The 22430-nt window shown below is 46.4% G+C and carries 21 protein-coding genes; all 21 read right to left on the bottom strand.

What is annotated here, in order from left to right:
• Positions 1 to 12: 12 nt before the first annotated feature.
• The 21 genes from BCT34_RS05385 to fliF all read right to left on the bottom strand — a co-directional run bounded on the left by BCT34_RS05385 (position 13) and on the right by fliF (position 22425).
• Positions 13 to 2199 (bottom strand): chemotaxis protein CheA, encoded by a 2187-nt coding sequence (locus tag BCT34_RS05385; RefSeq protein ID WP_076651660.1) that lies wholly within the window; start codon positions 2197 to 2199, stop codon positions 13 to 15.
• Between the two features lie 9 nt (positions 2200 to 2208).
• A complete protein-coding gene (locus tag BCT34_RS05380; protein WP_076651661.1) occupies positions 2209 to 2940 on the bottom strand; it encodes a protein phosphatase CheZ in 732 nt (243 codons plus the stop codon).
• A gap of 105 nt (positions 2941 to 3045) precedes the next feature.
• Positions 3046 to 3414: a chemotaxis response regulator CheY gene (gene cheY / locus BCT34_RS05375; RefSeq protein ID WP_016767062.1), complete on the bottom strand. Its 369-nt coding sequence runs from the start codon at positions 3412 to 3414 to the stop codon at positions 3046 to 3048.
• 42 nt (positions 3415 to 3456) lie between these two features.
• Entirely contained in the window at positions 3457 to 4191 is a 735-nt protein-coding gene (locus BCT34_RS05370) for an RNA polymerase sigma factor FliA (RefSeq protein WP_017631763.1), read from the bottom strand.
• Positions 4184 to 5071, bottom strand: coding sequence for a MinD/ParA family protein (locus tag BCT34_RS05365; RefSeq protein ID WP_076651662.1), 888 nt, complete (start codon positions 5069 to 5071; stop codon positions 4184 to 4186). Before BCT34_RS05365 ends, BCT34_RS05370 begins: the two co-directional genes overlap by 8 nt.
• 13 nt (positions 5072 to 5084) lie before the next feature.
• Positions 5085 to 6650, bottom strand: a complete 1566-nt coding sequence (gene flhF, locus BCT34_RS05360) for a flagellar biosynthesis protein FlhF (protein ID WP_076651663.1) — start codon at positions 6648 to 6650, stop codon at positions 5085 to 5087.
• A gap of 27 nt (positions 6651 to 6677) precedes the next feature.
• Positions 6678 to 8777: a flagellar biosynthesis protein FlhA gene (gene flhA, locus BCT34_RS05355; RefSeq protein ID WP_076651664.1), complete on the bottom strand. Its 2100-nt coding sequence runs from the start codon at positions 8775 to 8777 to the stop codon at positions 6678 to 6680.
• 212 nt (positions 8778 to 8989) lie between these two features.
• On the bottom strand, positions 8990 to 10120 hold the full coding sequence (gene flhB / locus BCT34_RS05350; protein WP_076651665.1) for a flagellar biosynthesis protein FlhB: 1131 nt from the start codon (positions 10118 to 10120) through the stop codon (positions 8990 to 8992).
• A gap of 9 nt (positions 10121 to 10129) precedes the next feature.
• Complete coding sequence (gene fliR, locus BCT34_RS05345; RefSeq protein WP_076651666.1) at positions 10130 to 10912, bottom strand: flagellar biosynthetic protein FliR; 783 nt, start codon at positions 10910 to 10912, stop codon at positions 10130 to 10132.
• Between the two features lie 6 nt (positions 10913 to 10918).
• Positions 10919 to 11188, bottom strand: a complete 270-nt coding sequence (gene fliQ / locus BCT34_RS05340) for a flagellar biosynthesis protein FliQ (protein ID WP_029235191.1) — start codon at positions 11186 to 11188, stop codon at positions 10919 to 10921.
• Positions 11189 to 11199: 11 nt separating this feature from the next.
• The gene (fliP, locus tag BCT34_RS05335) at positions 11200 to 12129 is read right to left on the bottom strand and encodes a flagellar type III secretion system pore protein FliP (RefSeq protein WP_174571133.1); all 930 of its coding nucleotides are present in this window, start codon (positions 12127 to 12129) and stop codon (positions 11200 to 11202) included.
• On the bottom strand, positions 12116 to 12556 hold the full coding sequence (fliO, locus tag BCT34_RS05330) for a flagellar biosynthetic protein FliO (protein ID WP_076651667.1): 441 nt from the start codon (positions 12554 to 12556) through the stop codon (positions 12116 to 12118). The genes fliP and fliO overlap by 14 nt, the downstream gene beginning before the upstream one ends.
• On the bottom strand, positions 12556 to 12966 hold the full coding sequence (gene fliN, locus BCT34_RS05325; RefSeq protein ID WP_076651668.1) for a flagellar motor switch protein FliN: 411 nt from the start codon (positions 12964 to 12966) through the stop codon (positions 12556 to 12558). The genes fliO and fliN overlap by 1 nt, the downstream gene beginning before the upstream one ends.
• 29 nt (positions 12967 to 12995) lie before the next feature.
• Positions 12996 to 14039, bottom strand: coding sequence for a flagellar motor switch protein FliM (gene fliM, locus BCT34_RS05320; protein WP_017631770.1), 1044 nt, complete (start codon positions 14037 to 14039; stop codon positions 12996 to 12998).
• A gap of 7 nt (positions 14040 to 14046) precedes the next feature.
• Complete coding sequence (gene fliL / locus BCT34_RS05315) at positions 14047 to 14535, bottom strand: flagellar basal body-associated protein FliL (RefSeq protein WP_076651669.1); 489 nt, start codon at positions 14533 to 14535, stop codon at positions 14047 to 14049.
• Positions 14536 to 14628: 93 nt separating this feature from the next.
• Positions 14629 to 16749 carry a flagellar hook-length control protein FliK gene (locus tag BCT34_RS05310; RefSeq protein ID WP_076651670.1) on the bottom strand — a complete coding sequence of 707 codons (2121 nt, stop codon included), beginning with the start codon at positions 16747 to 16749 and terminating at the stop codon, positions 14629 to 14631.
• 182 nt (positions 16750 to 16931) lie between these two features.
• Positions 16932 to 17369, bottom strand: coding sequence for a flagellar export protein FliJ (gene fliJ / locus BCT34_RS05305; RefSeq protein ID WP_017631772.1), 438 nt, complete (start codon positions 17367 to 17369; stop codon positions 16932 to 16934).
• 19 nt (positions 17370 to 17388) lie between these two features.
• Positions 17389 to 18708: a flagellar protein export ATPase FliI gene (fliI, locus tag BCT34_RS05300; RefSeq protein ID WP_076651671.1), complete on the bottom strand. Its 1320-nt coding sequence runs from the start codon at positions 18706 to 18708 to the stop codon at positions 17389 to 17391.
• Complete coding sequence (gene fliH / locus BCT34_RS05295) at positions 18708 to 19508, bottom strand: flagellar assembly protein FliH (protein WP_076651672.1); 801 nt, start codon at positions 19506 to 19508, stop codon at positions 18708 to 18710. Before fliH ends, fliI begins: the two co-directional genes overlap by 1 nt.
• Before the next feature lie 120 nt (positions 19509 to 19628).
• A complete protein-coding gene (fliG, locus tag BCT34_RS05290; protein WP_076651673.1) occupies positions 19629 to 20690 on the bottom strand; it encodes a flagellar motor switch protein FliG in 1062 nt (353 codons plus the stop codon).
• Complete coding sequence (gene fliF / locus BCT34_RS05285) at positions 20683 to 22425, bottom strand: flagellar basal-body MS-ring/collar protein FliF (protein ID WP_076651674.1); 1743 nt, start codon at positions 22423 to 22425, stop codon at positions 20683 to 20685. Before fliF ends, fliG begins: the two co-directional genes overlap by 8 nt.
• Positions 22426 to 22430: the final 5 nt, after the last annotated feature.

Below are 22430 nucleotides of genomic sequence, written 5' to 3'. Positions count from 1 at the left end.
TTTATCCTTAAATTAAATTCTTGACGCAGCTGCGTACTGCTTCAACAAGTCCGGCACATCGAGAATCAATGCAATATGTCCGTCACTTGTAATTGTCGCGCCTGCCATACCTGGCGTGCCTTGCAGAAGCTTATCAAGTGGCTTGATCACGACTTCTTCTTGACCGATTAGCGTATCGACAACAAAACCAACACGTTGGCTCCCAAGTTGTACGATAACAACATGGCCATGCCCTTTACGTAGTTCAACAATACCCGCTTTAGGTGCAAGCCAGTTTTGCAAGTAGAACAACGGAATAGACTTATCTCGAACAATGATCGTCAGCTGACCATCAACCACGTTTGTGCGGCTTAAATCTAGGTGGAAAATCTCGTTAACCGATGCCAATGGCAATGCAAATGGGTGACCCGCAACACCGACCATCAAGGTTGGTAGAATCGCTAGAGTTAGTGGAACCTTGATGGTGATCTTGGTGCCTTGTCCCATTTCAGAATCGATATCAATTGAGCCATTCAATGTGTTGATCGCTGTTTTCACAACGTCCATACCTACACCACGACCAGAGATATCAGAGATCTGCTCTTTACTTGAGAAGCCTGGTGCGAAGATTAGGTTGAAACACTCTTTATTTGATAAGCGAGACGCTGCATCTTCATCCATCAGGCCACGTTTAACCGCGATAGCACGAAGCTTATCAGGGTCCATACCGCCACCGTCATCAACGATAGCCAGTTCAATGTGGTCACCTTCTTGAGAGGCAGACAGAATTACTTTACCGGTTCTTGATTTACCCGCCATAACTCGGTCTTCCGGCATTTCAATACCGTGGTCAACTGAGTTTCTCACCAAGTGAATCAGGGGATCGGCATGTGCTTCCACTAAGTTTTTATCAAGGTCCGTTTCTTCGCCACGCATTTCAAGAACGATGTCTTTCTTCAAGCTACGAGCAAGGTCACGGACAACTCGAGGGAAGCGACCAAATACTTTCTTGATCGGCTGCATACGAGTTTTCATTACCGCACCTTGTAGGTCTGCAGTAACAACATCTAAATTAGAGACAGCTTTCGACATTTCTTCGTCGTTGCTGTTTAGGCCAAGGCTGACAAGTCGGTTACGCACCAATACCAGTTCACCCACCATGTTCATGATGGTATCCAGTGTTGATGTGTCTACACGAACTGTCGCTTCAGCTTGCTGCTTCTTCACCGGTGCTTTAACTTCAGCTTTTGCTGGAGCACTCGGCTTCGGCTCAGCTTTTACGGCAACTGGCGCGGCAGGCTGTGGCTTCGGCGCAGCTTGCGGTGCAACTGGCTCTGGCTTCACTTGTGCAGGCTTAGTCGCGGCATCGAGTTCTTCAACTGATGGTCCATTACCTGAGCCGTGTAACTGATCAAGTAACTTCTCGAACTCTTCATCTGTCATCAGGTCATCGCCTTCAGACATCGCCGATACTGGTGCTGCAGTAGGTGCTGGCGGTGGAGGAGGCGTTGAACCAGCACTTGTCGGGCTGTTACCCGCACCGTGCAATTCATCCAGTAACTTTTCGAATTCATCGTCAGTGATATCACCGCTGTCCACTACAGGCTGAGCTGCAGCAGGTGCAGGCGGCGGTGTTGGCGCAGAAAATGATGTTGGTGAACCACCTTTACCATGAAGCTCATCAAGCAGGCGTTCAAACTCATCTTCAGAGATATCATCAACAGAAGACGCACTGATGCTTGAGCTTTCAACAACAGGCTCAGGCGCAGTAACAACAGGTTCAGGGATAATAGGTGCAGGCGCTTCTACTGGAGCCGCTTCATCTGCAGACTCTGGCTTGCAGAGACGGTGAAGTTCGTCCAATAAAGATTGGTCAGCAGGTACCAAAGGTTCCTGATCTTGCACGGCGCGAAACTGTACATTAACTGTATCTAGCGCCTGCAGCATGGTATCCATCAAACCTGATGTTACGCTGCGTTGGCCGTTTCGTAGAATGTCGAACACATTCTCAGCACCATGACAAGTATCCACCAGCTCAGTTAATGCTAGGAAACCAGCACCACCTTTTACTGTATGGAAACCACGGAAAATAGCATTTAATAGGTCTTTGTCGTCAGGGTTATTCTCAAGCTCTACCAGTTGTTCTGATAGAAGTTCAAGGATCTCTCCTGCCTCGACTAAAAAGTCCTGAAGAATATCTTCGTCTAAATCGTAGCTCATACGTTACCTTTAAAATCCAAGACTGGATAACAAATCGTCGACTTCATCTTGAGATGCGACAGCGTCTTCGCGCTCTTCTGGGTTCATAATTGGACCTTCAGGCGCAATCGATGCTTTCTTCTCTGACTCTGGAGTTGGCTCTTTTTGATTCGCACCGAATACCGTGAGAATCTCGACCAAACGTCCTTCCACCTCATTCACCAAGGTAATAACTTTGCTAATTATCTGCCCAGTTAAGTCTTGGAAATCCTGAGCCATCAAGATTTCAGTCAATTGTCCGCGTAGTTCAGTACTGTCGCCTTCTACTTGGACAAGCAATCCATCAATGCGGTGACATAAAGCTTTAAATTGTGCCAGCTCAATGCGGCCATGCATCAGTTCATTCCATTGAGGCCTTACTTGAAGTAAACACTCGTGTAGGTTGTCTGCGATTGGCATACAGCGATCAACTGCGTCCATCGTCTTGTTTGCCGCTACTTCCGTTTTATCAATGACATACTGAAGGCGATCCCTTGCGTCAGGGATTTCGTCATTTGCGATAACGCTAATGCGTTCATCGAAATTGAATTGAGTCAAAGAGTCATGGAGGTCGCGTGTCAGACTTCCTATTTCTTGAAGCATTGGATTGTCTTGAAGACTAAAATTGTCTTCATAAATGCTTCTAACAAGAGAATCAGCATCTTGCTGCTCATCGTTCTCAAGCAGCTCTACTAATTTTTTTGCTTGTTCTAATGAAATCATCCTGAGTTCGGCCTTACTCCGCATACTTTGTGCGCTTAGGCTATCGAGATAAACAGGTGACTTATCAGCCAGTGTTTACCTAGAAATGCCCAAATTTATTGATGCTTATAAGCGATCAAAAATCTTATCAAGTTTCTCTTTCAGCGTTGCTGCAGTGAAAGGCTTCACAATGTAACCATTAACACCCGCTTGCGCTGCTTCAATGATCTGCTCACGTTTCGCTTCTGCCGTGATCATAAGCACTGGAAGGTGCTTAAGTTCTGCATCGGCACGAATGTGTTTAAGCAGGTCAATACCTTGCATGCCTGGCATGTTCCAGTCAGTTACCACGAAATCAAATTCGCCTTTTTTCAGCATAGGTAACGCGGTCAAGCCATCATCTGCTTCTTGAGTGTTGTTGAAACCTAAGTCGCGAAGTAGGTTTTTAACAATTCGGCGCATCGTTGAAAAATCATCAACAATGAGAATTTTCATGTTTTTGTTCAAATTAGCCTCCACTGAATAGGATCAGTGTTGTTAGTCGTTCTGTGTCCAAGCACTTAACTTAGTGCGTAAACGCTGCATAGATTGGCTCAGTATTTGGCTGACACGAGATTCGCTGACACCTAACACTTCCCCAATCTCTTTTAAATTGAGTTCTTCGTCGTAATAAAGCGAAAGCACAAGGCCTTCCCTTTCCGGAAGTTGTTTTATCGAATCGATCAAAGCTTGGCGGAATGACTCATCTGCAACCCCTTGAAAAGGCGCATTATCTTGAGAGTCTTCGTTCGGAGATATTACATCATCTGAGACGCCTAAATCTTCGATACCAACCAATCTTGAGCAATTAATGTCAGTTAAAGCACTGTGATATTGCTCTAAACTGAGCCCCATGTGTTTTGCCACTTCGGCATCGCTCGGGTCACGGTTGAGGGTTCCCTCTAATTCCGCGATTGCACTGCTGATTTCTCGATTGTTTTTATGAACCGATCTCGGTACCCAGTCCCCACGGCGAATGTCATCCAACATTGCGCCACGGATTCGAATACCAGCATACGTCTCAAAGCTTGCGCCTTTGGTACCATCATAGTTTTGTTGCGCTTCAATCAAGCCGATCATGCCAGCTTGAATTAAGTCATCAACCAATACATTAGGCGGTAATCGCCCCAACAAGTGATGAGCGATACGTTTAACCAACACAGAATACTTCTCAAAAAAAGCCTGTTGGCTATTGTGATTAGCATGTTGGTCGTAAGTAAGCGCTTTATTCACCAAATGGTTCCTCTATAAATTCAGTACGATTCAGCAGCCTTTCAACAAAGAACTCCAAGTGTCCACTTGGTGTTTTTGGTATTGGCCAGGTCAATGCTTTGTTAGCCAAAGAGCTGATTGCCAGTGCAGCTGGAGAGCGAGGAAACGCATCGACTACGATTTTCTGTCTCTTGACTGATTGGCGTACTTTATCATCTAAAGGAATACATGCTACGAGTTCGAGGCTCACATTCAAGAAGCGCTCTGTGACCAAAGTCAACTTTGCAAATAATTCTCGGCCTTCGCGGTAGCTTCTGACCATATTTGCAACAACTTTGAATCGCTGAACGTGGTGCTCTCTGCTCAAAAGTTTAATCAAGGCATATGCATCTGTGATTGAGGTAGGTTCATCACATACCACAACAACCACGTCTTGCGCTGCTCTTGAGAAACTGATCACCATGTCCGAAATCCCCGCTGCGGTGTCGACCAACAAGATGTCCATCTCGTCTTCAAGCGAACCGAATGCGCGAATCAAACCTGCGTGCTGTGCATGTGAAAGTTCAGTCATGCTTTGTGTGCCCGATGTCGCTGGAATAATTTTAATTCCGTGCGGCCCTTCGACAATCGCATCCTTAAGTTCACATTCACCAGCCAACACATGCCCAAGGTTTCGTTTAGAACGAATACCTAGCATGATATCGACATTAGCAAGACCCAAGTCGGCATCTAGCACCATAACTTTTTTGCCTTGGCGTGCCATGCAAATAGCCATACCTAACGTCACATTAGATTTACCAACGCCGCCTTTACCGCCCGTTACCGCAATAACTTTGGTGAGTGAAGGCTTGGTTAAGCGACGGAGGCCGCTAGCTTGATCATGTATCATATTTTCATTCATATTTATCCGCCGCCTAGAGCCCTTCTGAATCGCTATTCCAGTAATGAGGTTCATTCTCTGTAGATTTTTCTAATAGCTCATTGGCCTTAGCAATCATGTACTTTGGCTGAGCTATAACGATATCTTCAGGAACTCGTTGACCATTTGCTATGTAAGCAACTGGTAATGCATTTTGTATTACGACACTGATGAATTCACCTAGACTTAGGGATTCATCCAGCTTAGTCATGATGCATCCCGACAACGGGATTCTTCTAAAGTGTTCAATTGTTTCTTGCAGCACTTTGCGTTGCGCGGTTGCAGGCAACACAAGGTAACTATTGATAACGGAACCACTCTCTTGCATCAGTGTGTCTAACTGCTCAGATAGGCGAACATCTCGTTGTCCCATACCCGCAGTATCGACCAGAATCAGGCGACGATTACGTAACTGATATATTACATCGGCCAGTTCGCTAGAATCTTTAGCAACTCTTACAGGACAACCCATAATTCGACCATAGATCGATAACTGCTCATGTGCACCTATACGATATGTGTCAGTTGTCACTAGTGCGACGTTATCTGCGCCATATTCCATCGCAGCACGTGCAGCGAGCTTTGCAACAGTCGTTGTTTTACCTACGCCGGTTGGTCCAAGTAGAGCCACAATACCGCCGCGTTTTAAAATATCTTTTTGAGTAACAGAGATTTGGTCAGCTACCAGAGCTAACAAAGCCTTCCATGCTCGCGCTGGTTTGGTATCTTCTGGAATGTAACAAGCCATTTGATCGGCAAGCTCTGCAGATACACCCATACGCTCAAGGCGCTTAATAAGCATGGCTCTGAGTGGTTCACGACGCTCAACTTCTTGCCACATTAGCCCTGATACTTGATGTTCTAACAGACGACGAATTGAGGTCATCTCTTCGCGCATCGTTTCCATTTCAGAATCAGAACCTTTGGAATGAGTATTCTCACGACCGCGATCATAACGAGTAGGATCCAAACGAGGAGCTGGACGCTCTACTCTACGGTCTTCGGCAATCAACTTGGACAAACCCGTTTCGCGAGCAAACGCTGAATCAAGGTTGCCGTGAGACTGTTGGTTATTGTGAGATTGCTGATGGCCATAAGACTGCTGACTACTTTGAGTCTGATGATTACTGTGCGGATTATGGCCTGTGCTTGATTGGCGATTGAGCAATGCTGACAATGAATCTTCATTTTCAGCACGATGTTGTGGTTCATCATCAGCGCCATGACTGTATTGCTTTAGCATATTTGCAAAGCGCTTGGTCATTGAGCGTCCACCTTCAGCATTCGACTGCAGGCTAACCTTGTCATCGTCGAGTTGGCGTCGCCCAGCAGGAGCTGCAGGCGCGGCCATCTGCGTATATTGGCTTTGTGCAGGCTGCTGAGGTTTATTTAGTCTCTGGCTCGCTGTCGACGGGCTGGATTCGCCATCAATAGCGGCAACAATTTCCACGCCACCTGCGACCTTTTTGTTAGACATGATCACCGCTTCTGAACCAAGTTCTTCTTTAACTTGGAGCAGAGCCGTTCGCATATCTTTTGCAAAAAATCGTTTAATTTTCAATTCGATCGTCCGTTCTAATTAGGCGGCTTAATTACCAACAGCTTGTACTATACGTATCTGCTTTTCGTCCGGTATTTCTTGGTAAGACAAGACTCTCAAGCTTGGGATCGTGTTCTTCACAAACTTAGCCAGAGTCGAACGCAACACGCCAGAGGTCAATAATACCGCAGGCTCACCTTTCAGCTCTTGCTCTTGTGTAGCGTGACTGAGGGAGGTCTGTAAACGTTCGGCCAAACCAGGTTCAATACCAGCAGATTCTCCGCCGGATGCCTGCATGGTTTGATGCAAGATTTGTTCCAGCTCAGGAATCAAGGTAATAACCGGCAATTCTGGCTCTATACCATTGATTTCTTGAACAATTAGTCGTTTCAATGAGATGCGAACTGCCGCAGTAAGTATGTCAGGTTCTTGACTCTTACCTGAGTACTCCGACAAAGTTTGGACTATAGTTCGAATATCACGAATTGGAATGGCTTCATTCAATAGGTTCTGGAGCACTTTCACGACCACACCAAGCTGTAATTGATCCGGTACAAAGCCTTCCACCAACTTAGGTGTTGAGCGGCTGAGCATCTCAAGCAAGTTTTGAACTTCTTCGTGACCAATGAGCTGCGATGCGTTGTTGGTTAGTAATTGGCTGAGATGTGTCGCCAGTACTGTAGAAGAATCTACAACGGTATAACCTAGAGCTTGTGCGTGTTCACGCTGCTCTTCTCGAATCCATACCGCTTCAAGTCCAAATGCAGGGTCAATCGTCGGCTCACCATCGATCATGCCGTAGACTTGGCCCGGGTTAATCGCAAGCTCCATGTCAGGCTTAATCTCAGCTTCGCCCACCGCTACGCCCATCAAGGTAATTCGGTAGCTGTTTGGCGTCAGTTCGAGGTTATCGCGAATGTGTACCGCAGGGATCAAGAAACCAAAGTCTTGAGACAGCTTTTTACGCACACCTTTAACACGCTCAAGCAGTTCACCACCTTGGTCTCTGTCAACCAAAGGAATTAAACGGTAACCCACTTCTAAGCCAATAATATCAACGGGTTGTACGTCATCCCACGACAACTCTTTCTGAGTTCCTACTTCACCATTCGCTTCAACCGCCGCCGGAAGGTTAGGTTCTTCTGCCTTCTTCTTGTTCTTTTTATCGATGTAATACGCACCTGCACCCGCAATGACTGCAAGGCTCAAGAACGAGAAATGTGGCATGCCCGGAACAATACCCATAATGCCTAGGATAGCGGCAGTGATCATCAAGGCTTTTGGATTGTCGAACATCTGGAAGACGAGCTGCTGCCCCATGTCTTCATCAGTATTTTGACGAGTTACCATCATCGCGGCAGCAATAGAAAGTAATAGCGACGGGATTTGTGCAACCAGACCATCACCGATAGTCAGTAACGTGTAGATTTCGATTGCTTCACCAAAACCTAAACCAAACTGAGCCATACCGATGCTCAAGCCGCCGATGATGTTGATGAACAGGATCAAAATACCCGCGATCGCATCACCTTTAACGAACTTAGACGCACCGTCCATCGAACCGTAGAAGTCGGCTTCTTTGGTTACTTCAAAACGTCGCAAACGTGCCTGGTCTTGGTCGATCAAACCTGCATTCAAGTCGGCATCGATTGCCATCTGTTTACCCGGTAATGCATCCAAGGTAAAACGCGCACTTACTTCCGAGATACGACCCGCACCTTTGGTTACAACCATGAAGTTGATGATCATCAGGATCAAGAACACCACTAGACCTACCGCGTAGTTACCACCGATAACCACGTTACCGAAGGCTTCAATTACGTTACCTGCCGCGTCGCCGCCTTCATGGCCATGGAGTAATACCACACGTGTCGAAGCAACGTTCAAGGCTAATCGAAGTAGAGTCGCTATCAATAGGACAGTCGGGAATGCAGCGAAGTCTAAAGGCCTGCGGGTATAAACCGATACCAATAGCACAACCATAGACAGTGCAATATTGAAGGTGAAGAACATATCCAACAAGAATGCTGGAATAGGCAACACCACCATAGCAAGTGTTGCAAGTACCATAACAGGTGCACCAATCGCAGGCATGGCACGGTTAGGAATTTTAGGTAGCTTGTCCGCAAAAGGCAGGGAGAATTTCATAAATCTAGACAGTTTCGCTATGTTGTAGCTCTCTGAACAAGTGGATTAGATCTTAGTCAGGGCTGTTTTGCTATGGGCTTATAATGTTCAGGCTTACTACAGCAAACACTGTACCAACATCTCACGTCAAATTATCGCCATCACCTCAATAAAAGGAAGAGTAGCTAGCTCGCTATTATCAGGGTTCATCACGCAGAGCTCAAGCAATTGATCTAATGGCGTAAATCAGGTGGGATCGGCATATTAGAATCTTGCAGTTTTGGTCTTTCACCACCTCGTTTTCGGTACTGTTTAAGTTGGAAAACATATGCAAGCACTTGTGCAACTGCCGTAAACAGACCGTCAGGAATTTGTTGTTCTAACTCAGTGGTGTGATAAAGCGCCCTCGCCAATGGCGGTGCTGGAACGATATAGATGTCATTTTCACGCGCAATCTCTCGGATCTTCATCGCCATATGGTCGACACCTTTGGCAACAACAACCGGTGCTTTGTCTTGATTCTGCTTATAGCGCAGCGCAACTGAAAAGTGTTCCGGGTTGGTCACAATCACATCTGCTTGAGGGACGTCTGCCATCATTCGACGCTGAGCCGCTTCCCGTTGAAGCATACGAATTCGGCCTTTCACTTCCGGCTTACCTTCCGTGTCCTTAAATTCGTCTTTGACTTCTTGTTTGGTCATCTTCAATTGGTCAGCGTGTTGCCAGATCTGGAACGGGATATCAATCGCCACCACAATAAGCAGCGAACAACTGATCAACAGGATGAAGTTGAGCAGGATATCCAAGGCATGGAAGATGTTCTGCGGGTAAACATCCATACTCAGCTGCATTAAATCATGCTGAGAGGCTTGAATCAGATAAATCGCCATACCCGATACAAGCGCCACTTTCAGGATAGATTTGAGCAGTTCGACCCAGCTTTGCAGGCCAAACATACGCTTAATACCACTGAGTGGATTGAGCTTAGACGCCTTAGGCATCGCCGCTTGCATTGAGAAGTTAATCCCACCAACACCCGCAGCGCCGATCACGGCAGCAACAAACAGGGTTATCAGTATCAAAAACAGCGGGAACAGTAGATTGACTAAAGCGCCACCCGCAATTTCTAGGAGTTTATTGGTGTCAAAAATCTCGTCGCGGCTTAAAGAGAACAGGCGTTGCATAGCCTCGAACAAAGCCTTCGCCATCGATTCGCCAAACCACATTAATGCAATCGCACCGACAATTAGTACCGATGCTGACGCTAGTTCTTTTGACCTTGCAACCTGCCCTTTCTCTTTGGCCTGTTGCAAGCGTTTGGGCGTGGCGTCTTCTGTGCGTTCTTGACCGTCTGACTCTGCCATTTCAGTCTCCTAGCAATCTAACCGGATTAGACGACATATCTGTTGTTCGCCTTGCATCCAAAATAGCTCGTAATGGCTATACAAGCCGCCAAGGATGTACCAACAAAGTAACAGACCCACGAGTAGCGCAAATGCAAAACCCAAAGAAAAGATGTTTAGCTGAGGTGCTGCACGCGTCATTACACCAAACGACAAGTTAATTGTTAACAGCGCAATAATTCCCGATAAGGACATCGCCAACGCGGTTTTGAACATGATACCGAGCCACAATGCGAGCTCTCTAAAATCCACAGAGGTCAGAGATCCACTGCCAATCGGTAGGGTCTTAAAACTAAACACCACCAGTTGCAGCATTTTCAAGTGACCATCGGTCGCCAAGAAAAACATGGTTGCTAACAGCATGAACAGCTGACCAAGTACCGGCGTGTTTTGCCCGTTAGCTGGGTCGACCATTGAGGCGAAGCCCAAGCTCGATTGCATACCAAGGATTTGGCCGAGCATAACAAAGGTTTGAATCATAAACTGAGTAACAAAGCCCATGGCAACGCCAATCACGATCTGTTCAAAGACAGTCAGGAAGCCTTGAAAGGACAGGAGTTCAATCTCTTTGGGAACCGCCGGAATCGCAGGCATCACCGCAAAAGTAATCGCCAAGCCTAAATACAGACGAATACGCGGAGACACGAAGCGTGCCCCTGTTACCGTCATTACCATCAGCATCGCTGAGATGCGAGTGTATGGCCAAAAATAATTGGCTACCCACTCTAGTACAAGGCTCGTTGGGTATTCCATATCAGTTTAATACAGAACTTGTGGCAAGCGTTCGATGAGCTCGAAAAAGAACTCCATCATCATCTGGGTCATCCAGTGTGCAAATAGCATCAACGCAAGCAAAGTTACGATCAAACGCGGCAGGAAACTCAATGTTTGTTCGTTGATTGAGGTTGCGGCTTGGAAAACAGCCACAACCAAACCGATCAGCAGGCTGGGAATAATGATGGCACAAACCATGATTAGTACCATCCAAAGGGCATCTCGGAACAACTCTACGAATATTTCAGGATTCATTATTCCCCCAGCTACAAGGCAAAACTGCCGGCGAGTGTGGAGAGTATCAAGTTCCAGCCATCCACCAGAACAAATAGCATCAACTTAAACGGCAGCGATACAATCATCGGTGACAACATCATCATACCCATAGCCATCAATACCGATGCCACCACCAAGTCGATAATTAGGAACGGCAAGAACAGCATAAAGCCGATTTGGAAAGCCGTTTTTAATTCCGATGTGATAAATGCTGGAATCAGAACCGCCATGGAGACATCTTCAGGGTTAGTCACTTCCGCGCCAGAAATTTCAACAAAGGTTTCAAGATCTTTGATGCGAGTCTGTTTAAGCATAAAGGACTTAATCGGTTCTTGGGCAACATCAAATGCCTGTCGCGCCGATATCTGTTCATTAAGATAAGGCTGAACTGCTTGTTCGTTTACTTGATTAATCACTGGCGACATGATGAAGAAGGTCAAGAATATCGCGATACCGATGATAACTTGGTTCGATGGTGTTTGTTGCAGACCCATTGCTTGACGCAGGATAGACATCACCACCACAATACGAGTGAACGATGTCATCAAAATCACCATTGCAGGCAAGAAGCCAAGCATGGTCATTAACGCAAGAATTTGCAGGTTAATCGAGTAGTCTTCACCACCATTGGCATTGGTTGTCATGGTAAAGGCAGGTATGCCGCCACCATTGCCAGTCAAGCTACCCGTGGTCATGGTTGTCGATTTGGCTTGGTCTTGCTCCATCGTGCTGATGGTGACCGATTCCGAGCCAGCGGTATTCGCAGGAATGACGGTGCCGTCTTCAGCTTGTGCAAATACCGACACACTGAATACGATTGAGCACAGGAGAATAAGCTGAGCCAACCACACTTTCACCGTTCGGAAAACTCCGGCTTGGTGAAAGTAAGATGAGTTCAAAAGTCCGTTACTTGTTTGCATCTTTTTTTATTAGCTGGGAAAGCTGACTTGAAAATGTACTTTTTTCCAGCATCTCCTGAGTAAGAGGTTTATCAAGCTTAGAGATCAGCTGAATCGATTGTGTGGTAATTCCTACCAAGAACTGTTCATCGCCCGCTTGCACAATTGCGATACGCTCTTTTGTGCCCACTGGGATTTGCCTAACAATCGCTAAACCTTGTTGATTGGACATCGCTGGTACTTGCATTCGTTTCAGCAGCCAAGCAATAAATAAGATGAAGGCTATAACGAAAATTAGCGACCCAAAGGTGGTCGCTAAATCAAGAGAAGGCGGCGTTGCTGCAAAAGCAATGGAAGGAACCGTTAATAGCCCTACTCCCAAGATTACTCGCAACAAACCTGTCATCCCGAGAGAAGAGCCGGCTAGTCTTTGTGGCAAAAAGCTCATTAACGCAGCTTCTTAATTCGTTCTGTTTGGCTAATAACGTCAGTCAAACGAATACCAAATTTGTCATTGACTACAACCACTTCACCGTGGGCAATCAGAGTACCGTTAACCATCACATCCAGAGATTCACCGGCAATTCGATCAAGCTCAACAACCGAGCCTTGGTTCAATTGAAGTAAGTTACGGATACTGATCTGAGAGCGGCCAACTTCCATCGAAATAGTCACTGGAATATCCATAATGGTATCCAGCTTACGACGCTCATCTTCAGAAATCGGAGATGATGAATCGGATAGCTCATCAAGTGGTGCCGCAAGCACATCATCAACATCAATTGACGGCGCTGAAGGGTCTTCACCAAGTGCTGCAGCCCATTCGTCTGCTAGCTTTTGATCTTCACTAGGTTCCATTACCAATTCCTATACTTTTATCTATTTTTCTATTCGTCATCATCGCTGTTTTCGAGTTCAGACATTAAGTCTTTACCTAGAAAAGCGAGATCAGTTTTAACCACATGTGGTCTTTGAATTTTTTCCGAAATCTGTACGGCAAGCTTCTCACCAGAGCGTCCCATTTTCACACGATAAGTCGGCAGTTCTTCGACGAACATCGTCGCGTGCTCAGGCATGTTCATTGGGATGACATCACCAGGGCGAAGCTCCATCAAATCACGAAGGGAAATGTCTTGCTCTAACAGGTTCACACGGAAGTTAACAGGCACATCCATGATCTCATCACGCAGTGCAGTACTCCAACGAACATCAGTTTCCATCTTGTCTGATTGAACACCCGCATCAAGCAATTCACGGATCGGCTCAACCATGGAATAAGGCATCACCACATGGAAGTCACCACCACCGCCATCCACTTCAATGTGGAATGAACTTACAACAATCACTTCTGTTGGGCTCACAATGTTCGCCATACTTGGGTTCACTTCAGAATCCAAGTATTCAAACTCAACCCCCATCACTGGCGACCAAGCTTCTTTGTAATCTTCAAAAACAATTTTCAGCAGTAACTGAATGATTCGTCTTTCGGTTGGTGTGAATTCTCGACCTTCAATCTTGGCGTGGAAACGACCATCACCGCCAAAAAAGTTCTCTACGAGAATGAAAACTAGACGAGCTTCCATGGTGATCAGTGCCGTACCTTTAAGTGGACGGAAACGAACCATGTTTAAACTGGTGGGTACATACAATGTGTTTTGGTACTCACCAAACTTCATCATTTGCACGCCGTTGATCGATACTTCAGCCGTTTTACGTAACATATTAAACAAGCTGATACGCATATGACGTGCGAAACGCTCGTTAATAAGTTCAAGGGTCGGCATTCGACCACGGACGATTCGATCTTGAGATGAGAAGTCAAAATTGACTGCATTGTCATTTTCGGTTTCTAAGACATCTTCAACTTCTTCAACATCATCAACGCCATGTAATAGCGCATCAATTTCGTCTTGGCTTAATAAATCGGTCACAAATTACCTATTGAATTACGAAGTCAGTGAATAACACTTTTTCAATCACAGGCTGGCCAACAGCTTGAGCCAGGCTTGCTTTAATATCTTCTGTTGCCTTGTCGCGTAGTTCAACTCGTCCTGTTGGTGAGCGCAATTGATCGACTGTTGCCGAAGCGAACGTCGCCAGTAGCGTACTTTCTACGAGTGGAGAGTGGTAGCGAGCTAGGTCTTCATTCTTACTGCCACGGACCATCAGCTGTGCTTTTATCTGAACTAGGCGGTCTTTTTTATCACCTGTCACATTAAACAAGAAGGGCTGAGGAATATTAACATACATAACAGGCTCTGCCGCGACCACTGCAGTTGCTGGCTGAGACTGAGACTCAGAGGAGCTATCGTCAGAACCTAAGAAAAAGTACAACGCACCACCTATACCAAGCAGTAGCACGACTACTGCAATAATGATTATGAGGAGTTTGCTCTTCCCTTTAGGTGCATCTTGTTCTTCTGCCATACTTTACTCTAACTTCCTGTTCTTTCGATTAACTGCCGATTCTTTCTATTAACTAACAGTACTTTCTAGTAACTAAGTGTACTTAGCCTGATATTAGGCATAATAACTAATTCCATCACGCTTTGATGCGACATTCAATTCAAGATTGCTGCCACTATCAAGGTTTTCATCACCTTGCGTATCATTTGTGCGGTTAGAGCCTGATTGTTGCTCACCACTGTTGTATCTATCTTGTCCCTGACCTGAGTTCTGTTGCTGAACAGACGAATCTGCAAGTTGCAGACCTTGTTGAGCAAGCATCTCTCTCAAGCGAGGTAAGGTTTGTTCAATCACATCCCTCGCTTGCTGATTGCTCACCGTAAAGTGCACGTTTGCCACGTCATTATTCATGGTCATGCGAATTTTCATCTGACCCAGCTCTGGTGGGTCGAGACGGATGTCCAAATTCTTAAGGTTCTTAGACATCATCATTTGTACTTTTTCAGCCACCTGTTCATTAGCTAGCTCTTTGGTGAGCTGTAAAGGCGCCTGTTGAGCAGCTTGAATTTCAGCTCGCGTAGGCGCTGAACCCACCGTTGCTGTACCTTGTGTGCCAGCCGCAGAAGCGATCTGCTGAGCAAAAGTCGAATCTTTAGAGTCTTCTTTCGCTCCCGTTTTGCCCAAACCAGATAGTGCTGCCGCGCCAGCGCCCGCTTTAAGAAGCGCATCAGTCGAGCCTGCTTTTGTGGCAACTGGCATTGCATTCACCGCCAAACCTTGCGCGGTTAAAGCTGGGTCCAACGTTGCTTGCTGCTGAGGTGAAGCAACATTAGCTTGTTGAGCCGCGTGCGCATTATTGGCATGCAACATTGCTGCCTTGTCTGAGACTGCATTGGCTGCAGCTTGAGACGAGGCCTGTGATGTCACTTGTTGAGCAGCGGTCGCGACAGCTGCTGTCGATGCTACTGCCGCTAAGGCTTTAGCTTCATTCGAATCTGCGTTATCCCAATCAATCGCGGTTGGGTTACCTGAGGTGCCACTCGCATTCGGGGCTTGGCTTAGTAAAGCACTAGCTTGCTGTTGAACGTTGGCGAGCTGTTGATTCAACACTTCTATATTAGAGGTAGCTTTAGCTAAGGCAGCTTGCTCGTCGACCGTCAACTTAGCACCACTTTGTTGTTTTTGAAGCAAACCATCCACTACAGACTGCTCTGATTCAATCTGAGCGTTCAATTGGTTCAACGCTTTGGTATGAGCATCAACCTGTTTCGCTAGCTCAAGTTCAGCTGGTGAGAGTGCTTGGCTTTGATCGGTAGTAACCGCGCTAGCCGCATTTTTTTGGTTCAGCTCTCGGCTCATACTTGCTTCGATCTGCTCAGGGGTCACACCCTTGTCCATTAGCTGTCGGATTTCATCATCAGTCAGCTGAGAAACACCCTTACCTCCGGTAAGTACAGCGATTTCAGAATCGACTTCAAGGCTCTTCTCTTGATTTGTTGCATTGGCTTGTTGTGTCGCCTTACCCGTAACGGAAGTTCCTGCAACAGAAGCCCCTGTTATATTGCCTCGCGCTTGATCTACTTGACCTTGTTGAGGCAAGCCTTTGCCGTTTGGCGTTTGATTTAGAGTTTTGTTTGCCTCATCCAACTGACCAAGCAATTTATTGCCTTCATTCATAGCGGCAGTCGCTTGCGATGCCTGCATAGAATCATCTACAGCTGCTGCCTCCCGAGCTTGGGATTGAACAACCTGTTCTTTAGAATCTTTGGTCGTAGTATGCGCATCTTTGCCATCCGCCTTATCAGCAACAATGCTCTCTGCGTCAGCGACGGTGCTATCTATACTTGAATTGGCTTTGAGCTGAGCCTCAGATCCAGACGCAGCTTCCACTGGCGTTTTCTCTGCTGCTTTCTCACCTTCTACTTCTGAAGCTGCTTGCTTGCTTTGCGCTTCGCTCACTTCATCAGTAGCCTTTGATTCAGCTGAATCACCTTTGTTCGCTTCGGCTGCCGCTTCACCTTCAGTAGATGCCTGTTTAACATCAGGTTTCGCGGTACTTTCTGCGTCTTTTATTGTGGCTTTATTATCACTTTCTTCAAAGCCGAGCGCTTCTTTAAAGGATTCAAAGAAACCTTTTGAGTCACCAGTTTCTTCTACCTTGGAAGAGGAGGAACCGGTGTCCAACAACGAGGATGTCTTGTTGGTCACTGAATTTGAGGAAAGACTAACATTCATATATACAAGCTCTATCTACTAGCTTTGCTGCCATGAATCAGGCAACAAAAAGAAAGTCGGATGCTTTTTATGCCTTTGGTGGGCATAACATGCAATTTTATATAAAACGGAGCAAGAAACATGCCTATAAGTTCTGTTCTCACAATATAGAAAACAGCAGCTACATCATTCGTGGCTTAGGATCACATCTTCTTTCGGCTGTATAACAGAGTTGAGAACTCATCCATTTGCTTTTGTTCTCTTTGATCTTGCAGTTTTGCTTTCTCTTTCTGCTTTTTCTCCATCAACCACTCGTAGGATTTACGTTTTTTGCGTAACTCCATCCAGTAATTTTGGCAGTTGTCGACTTGATTTTTAAAGTGGTGTTCCGCTTCTCTCTGCTTGGATAATGTTTCATCTAATTGAGTTAAGAAGCGGTTCAGGTGGCCATATTGGCTCGCCGTTAAGCCAGCCTTACCGCGGTCAACGAGCTGCTGACAGTAATCCAGTCGATACTTTTCAATCTGCGCAACCTGCTCATAGTAACCTTGCAGTTCTGAGTTCGCTTTGTTGAGTGCAAGTACCGCCTGGTTCTCTTGATCTTTGGCTTGATCGAGCAAAAATTCTAATGCGTTATCCATGACTAACCTTATTCACTCGTTAGCCACCCAATACATGCTTCAACATGTTGACGCACATGTCGTATGGGACGGTCTCTTTCATCTTCTGCTGCAGGTACTCATCCAGTTTTGGCTTCAGAGTGAAGGCACTATCGATTGCTGGATCAGTGCCCGGTTTGTAAGCACCAATCGAAACCAAATCCTGGTTCTTACGGCAGATAGACAGCACTTGCCTTACCGCTTTCGACATTAAGACATGCTCTTCAGTGGTGATTTGCGGCATCACACGACTGACGGATTTCTCGACATCAATCGCTGGGTAGTGACCGGCATCAGCCATCTCACGCGACAACACAACGTGACCATCGAGAATAGCTCGCGACGCATCAGCAATCGGGTCTTGTAAGTCATCGCCTTCGGTTAACACGGTAAAGAATGCAGTGATAGAACCTTGTTCATCATTGCCGTTACCTGCTCGTTCCACCAGCGCAGGAAGCTTGGCGAAGACTGAAGGCGGATAACCTTTGGTTGCTGGCGGCTCCCCCACAGACAGGGCAATTTCACGCTGAGCCTGAGCAAAACGGGTCAATGAATCCATTAGAAGCAACACATCTAAGCCTTGGTCACGAAAGTACTCGGCGACAGCCAACGCCGTTTGACAGCCTTTTAAGCGCATCAATGGCGATGAATCGGCAGGAGCGGCAACAACAACCGAACGCTTACGACCGTCTTCACCAAGAATCTCTTCGATAAATTCTTTAACTTCTCGCCCACGTTCACCGATTAAACCCACCACAACCACTTGTGCAGTTGTGCCTCGAGTCATCATGCCTAGTGTTACGGATTTACCAACACCAGAACCTGCAAACAGGCCAATACGTTGCCCTTTACCCACGGTTAGTAAACCGTTAATCGCCTTCAAGCCAACATCAAGTGGTTCAGAAATCGGTTTACGAGCTAGAGGGTTGATTGGCTCAGCATTAAAGGAAGCACGTTGCTCTGTATAAATTGGACCTAACCCGTCGAGTGGATTACCTACGCCGTCGATTACTCGACCAAGCAATTCCATGCCGACAGGAATGCCGCTTTCTGAGGTCATTGGCGTGACACGAGCGCCAGGTAAGATCCCGGTAATTTGCTCACTTGGCATCAAAAATAGATTATCGCCAGAGAAGCCAACGACTTCGGCTTCCATCTGACCAGACATGGTTTCAACTAAGCACAAACTGCCGATTGGCGCTTTACAGCCTGTCGCTTCAAGCGTTAATCCAACAACGCGAACTAACTTACCTGAGGCAATTGGTCGCGATTTTAGCCCTTCGACTTTGTATTGACTGAGACGGTTCGCTAACTCAAGCATTACTCATGGCCCTGGTGACGGTTAGCGCCGCAGAAGTTTTGAATGACGTTTTTCACGCGATCTTCCATACGGTAGTTAACGCTCGACTCACCCGCTTCAATTTGCACATCACCACGGTTGAGTGCAGGCTCGGCAACTAGCGTCCAATTACGACAATCCAATTCAGTTTCACCATACGCAGAGCGAATGATCGCCACATCTTCAGGGTTAAGCTTCAATGTGATTGCGTGACCAGAGATTGGCAGAGACTCTACCGACTCTTTGACAGTATCTAATATGATTTGTGGATTAGTTTGCACTTCAACATGCACCACTTCTTTGACCATGGTGAGCACCATGTCGACCAGTTGCTTCTCCACCTGAGCGTTCATCAACTCTAACGGCTGAGCAAACTGGTTGGCAAGCCCCATAAAGATGGCAACTTGCTGTTGAATGTACTCTTGACCTGCGGTTACGCCTTCAAGCTTACCGGCTTCGTTGCCTTCTTCGTGGCCAGCAACAAATCCTTCTTCTTTACCTTTTTCATAGCCTTGTTTAAAGCCCGCCTCTTGGCCTTGGTGAAGACCTTCCTGATAAGCGCCTTGCTTAATCAGTTCGATTTGCTCTTCAGTCAGAACCAGCTCTTCATCTTCAATGGCTTCTTCAACCGTTGGCATCCAACTAGGGTCGTAGTTAAAGGCAGTTTCTTTGGCTTGTTTACTCACATCAGAGGTGTAGTCAGGCAGCCCCCATTTCTGAGGTTGGGCAACCGTATTATCTTCTTCAGGGCGAAGGAAGCCACGTTTTCTATCACCTGACATATCAGTACCTATCTATGAGTGAGCTTAACTGTGAATTCAATCAGTTAAACTGAGTTAATCTGTAGTTCGAGATTGGATAAAGAAAAGCCCCAACAGTATGGGGCTTTTGAGGTTTCTGTATTAAAGGAACTCGTCGGCGCCACCAGACAGCATAATCTCGCCACTGTCGGCCATCTTCCTCGCAATACCCAAAATCTCTTTCTGAGCCGCTTCAACGTCAGAGACTTTCACTGGCGGCATCGCCTCAATATCGTCTCTCATCATATCGGCAGCACGTTTAGACATGTTCTTGAAGATCTTCTCACGCAGACCTTCATCGGCACCTTTAAGTGCTTTCTGTAGAATGTCTTGTGGAACATCACGTAGTAGACGTTGAACACCTTGGTCGTCAACTTCAATAAGGTTTTCAAAGACAAACATCAGGTCTTGGATCTGTGTTGCCATGTCTTCGTCTTGGTCACGGATTTGATCCATCAAGACGCCTTCGACGTTGTTGTCCATGTAGTTCATGATCTCAGCCGCGGCTTTCAGGCCACCAATTTTGGCAGCTTGAGCACCCGCTTGACCCGCGAACTGTTTCTCCATGATTTCGTTCAGTTCAGCAAGCGCTGACGGTTGAACTTCTTCAAGGTTGGCAATACGCATCATCAGATCCAGACGAACGCGTTCTGGGAACTGAGACAGGATCTCAGCCGACTGATCGGCATCGAGGTAAGACAACACAATAGTTTGAATTTGAGGGTGCTCGTTGATGATGATACTCGCCACCTGACGAGGATCCATCCACTTAAGTGAGTCCAAACCTTTCGAACCTGTGCCGAGAAGAATTTGGTCAACAAGGTTATTCGCCTTATCTTCACCCAGAGCAGCAACCAACGCATTACGCATAAAGTCTTCGCTGCCCATACCAATGTTGGTGTACTTCTGAATATCATCTAAGAAAGCACGGTGCACTGCGCCTACTTTCTCTTGGGATAGGTCTGTAGCTCTCGCCATCGCACTACCCACACGCTGAACCTGCTTTGGCTCTAAGTGACGAATAATACCAGCAGCATCTTCTTCATTTAAACTGAGTAACAAGATCGCAGCACGCTCATCGCCTGAGATAGAGCCGATATCAACGCTCGAAACATCAAGCGCTTCACCGCCTTCAGCTTGTTGAGGAACTATTTCGTTAGCCATCTACCATCCAATTCTTAACTACTTGAGCTGCTAGCTCTGGTTCATTCGCTACAAGTGCACGTACTGCTTTCAGCACGTCCTCGTCTTTATGAAGGTTTGGTAAGTCGATGCTTGAACCAAATTCAAACAGCTCACCGCCTTCAATATCACCACCAATTAAGCTGGTTTCACCATCGGCACCAATTGGCATTCCATCAGGGCCGTACATTTGATCGTCGTTGTCAGCGGCTGGGTTAAGCAGTTTCTTCATTGCAGGGCGAACAAGGACTAATACCACCACAATAATAACTAACGCACTCGCAAACCAACGAACCCAATCATTGAAGTTTGGATGCTCCCAGATTGGCACATCAGCCACAACATCTGTTACTTGAGGGGCAAACTGCATGCTCAAGACATTAAGTAAGTCACCACGGCTTTCATCAAAACCGACAGTACCAATTAACACTTGACGAATCGCATTGATTTCGTTCGCCGGAATTGGGGTATGAACCACTTCACCCGTATCTGGGTTCAATGATTGACGGTCTTTGATCGCCACAGATACCGTCTGACGGTTAACCGTGCCAGTCTGTTTGCGTTCATGGCTTATGGTTGTGTCTAGCTCAAAGTTTCGGGTCGCCTCTTTATGAACAGAGCCTTGCCCCGTCATTGCACCATCTTTCATTTGAGCAACATCTTGTGGAATTGAGGCGTCAGCTGGAGGCTGGTTACTCAACGCGCCAGGAATACCCGCTACAGTATTGCCGTTGTTGTAATCTTCTAAGGTGTATTCGCTTCGAGTCGCCGGTGTGTTCGGATCAAAACGTTTTCTCGTTTGTTCCACGGCACTAAAATCGAGCTGAATATCAACTTGAGCGGTGTAGTTACCAAACCCAAGAATAGGAATCAGAATAGAGTCAATTTTTTCACGTAGTGCTTGTTCTTGATTGCGTTCTAGCTCGTGCTCTTTACGACGCGCCGCTGACATAGGGTCTTGAGAGCCTGAACTCAACAATCGACCATGCTGATCGGTCACCGTAATACGTGAGGTTTTCATTCCCGGAACGGCACTCGCTACCATATCCACAACAGAATCGACTTCTTGCTGCTTGAGGTTAGTACCGGTTTTTAGGGTTAGGAATACGGAAGCGGAGGCTTCTTGATTATGACGTACAAAAACGCTTTGCTTAGGTAGAGCCAATAAAACTTGAGCTTTACGTACCTGCTTCATCTGTTCAATGGCTTTCGCAAGCTGTCTTTCACGGCTTAATTTAAGGCGTTCTTGCTCTAAACGTTGTGATACACCAAAGCCCATGTCTTGCATGAGAATGTCATCACCCGCGTTTCGCTCTTGGTTCAAGCCCGCTCGTACCATATTAAGCTTCAATGAGTTGTACTCATTCGCCGGTACTGAGATGGTATTGCCTTCAAGTGTGTACTCGATCTTTTGCAGATCCAAGTAATCAAGAACTGGGATTAATTCTTCTGTTTCGTAAGCCCCTAGTGGACGCATTTCTGGTTCTTTTACCCAAAAAAACAGCATCACTATTAGCGCTACACAAATTGATATAGAAAGGACTAAAACGACCTGACGAAGTAAATCGAGATCACCGACAGCCATATCGAACTTTGATGAACTGCGTTCACCTAGATCGGGATTTTGCCCTTCTCCGTCTAGCTCAGAACCTGCAATAAGTGCGTGGTCGTTGCTACCGCTTACGGTTAAATCTGTTGTTTGACTATTATCTGCCACTATTT

This window comes from Vibrio sp. 10N.261.45.E2 (assembly GCF_002875705.1).
Lineage (GTDB): Bacteria > Pseudomonadota > Gammaproteobacteria > Enterobacterales > Vibrionaceae > Vibrio.
Note: the sequence above shows the minus strand (reverse complement) of the source record. Positions and strands in the feature narration are given on the sequence as shown.

Coding starts and splice junctions, on each gene's coding strand:
- BCT34_RS05385 (WP_076651660.1), bottom strand. CDS start 2,199: ATGAGCTACGATTTAGACGAAGATATTCTTCAGGACTTTTTAGTCGAG.
- BCT34_RS05380 (WP_076651661.1), bottom strand. CDS start 2,940: ATGATTTCATTAGAACAAGCAAAAAAATTAGTAGAGCTGCTTGAGAAC.
- cheY (WP_016767062.1), bottom strand. CDS start 3,414: ATGAAAATTCTCATTGTTGATGATTTTTCAACGATGCGCCGAATTGTT.
- BCT34_RS05365 (WP_076651662.1), bottom strand. CDS start 5,071: ATGAATGAAAATATGATACATGATCAAGCTAGCGGCCTCCGTCGCTTA.
- flhA (WP_076651664.1), bottom strand. CDS start 8,777: ATGAAATTCTCCCTGCCTTTTGCGGACAAGCTACCTAAAATTCCTAAC.
- flhB (WP_076651665.1), bottom strand. CDS start 10,120: ATGGCAGAGTCAGACGGTCAAGAACGCACAGAAGACGCCACGCCCAAA.
- fliR (WP_076651666.1), bottom strand. CDS start 10,912: ATGGAATACCCAACGAGCCTTGTACTAGAGTGGGTAGCCAATTATTTT.
- fliQ (WP_029235191.1), bottom strand. CDS start 11,188: ATGAATCCTGAAATATTCGTAGAGTTGTTCCGAGATGCCCTTTGGATG.
- fliP (WP_174571133.1), bottom strand. CDS start 12,129: ATGCAAACAAGTAACGGACTTTTGAACTCATCTTACTTTCACCAAGCC.
- fliO (WP_076651667.1), bottom strand. CDS start 12,556: ATGAGCTTTTTGCCACAAAGACTAGCCGGCTCTTCTCTCGGGATGACA.
- fliN (WP_076651668.1), bottom strand. CDS start 12,966: ATGGAACCTAGTGAAGATCAAAAGCTAGCAGACGAATGGGCTGCAGCA.
- fliL (WP_076651669.1), bottom strand. CDS start 14,535: ATGGCAGAAGAACAAGATGCACCTAAAGGGAAGAGCAAACTCCTCATA.
- BCT34_RS05310 (WP_076651670.1), bottom strand. CDS start 16,749: ATGAATGTTAGTCTTTCCTCAAATTCAGTGACCAACAAGACATCCTCG.
- fliJ (WP_017631772.1), bottom strand. CDS start 17,369: ATGGATAACGCATTAGAATTTTTGCTCGATCAAGCCAAAGATCAAGAG.
- fliI (WP_076651671.1), bottom strand. CDS start 18,708: ATGCTTGAGTTAGCGAACCGTCTCAGTCAATACAAAGTCGAAGGGCTA.
- fliH (WP_076651672.1), bottom strand. CDS start 19,508: ATGTCAGGTGATAGAAAACGTGGCTTCCTTCGCCCTGAAGAAGATAAT.
- fliG (WP_076651673.1), bottom strand. CDS start 20,690: ATGGCTAACGAAATAGTTCCTCAACAAGCTGAAGGCGGTGAAGCGCTT.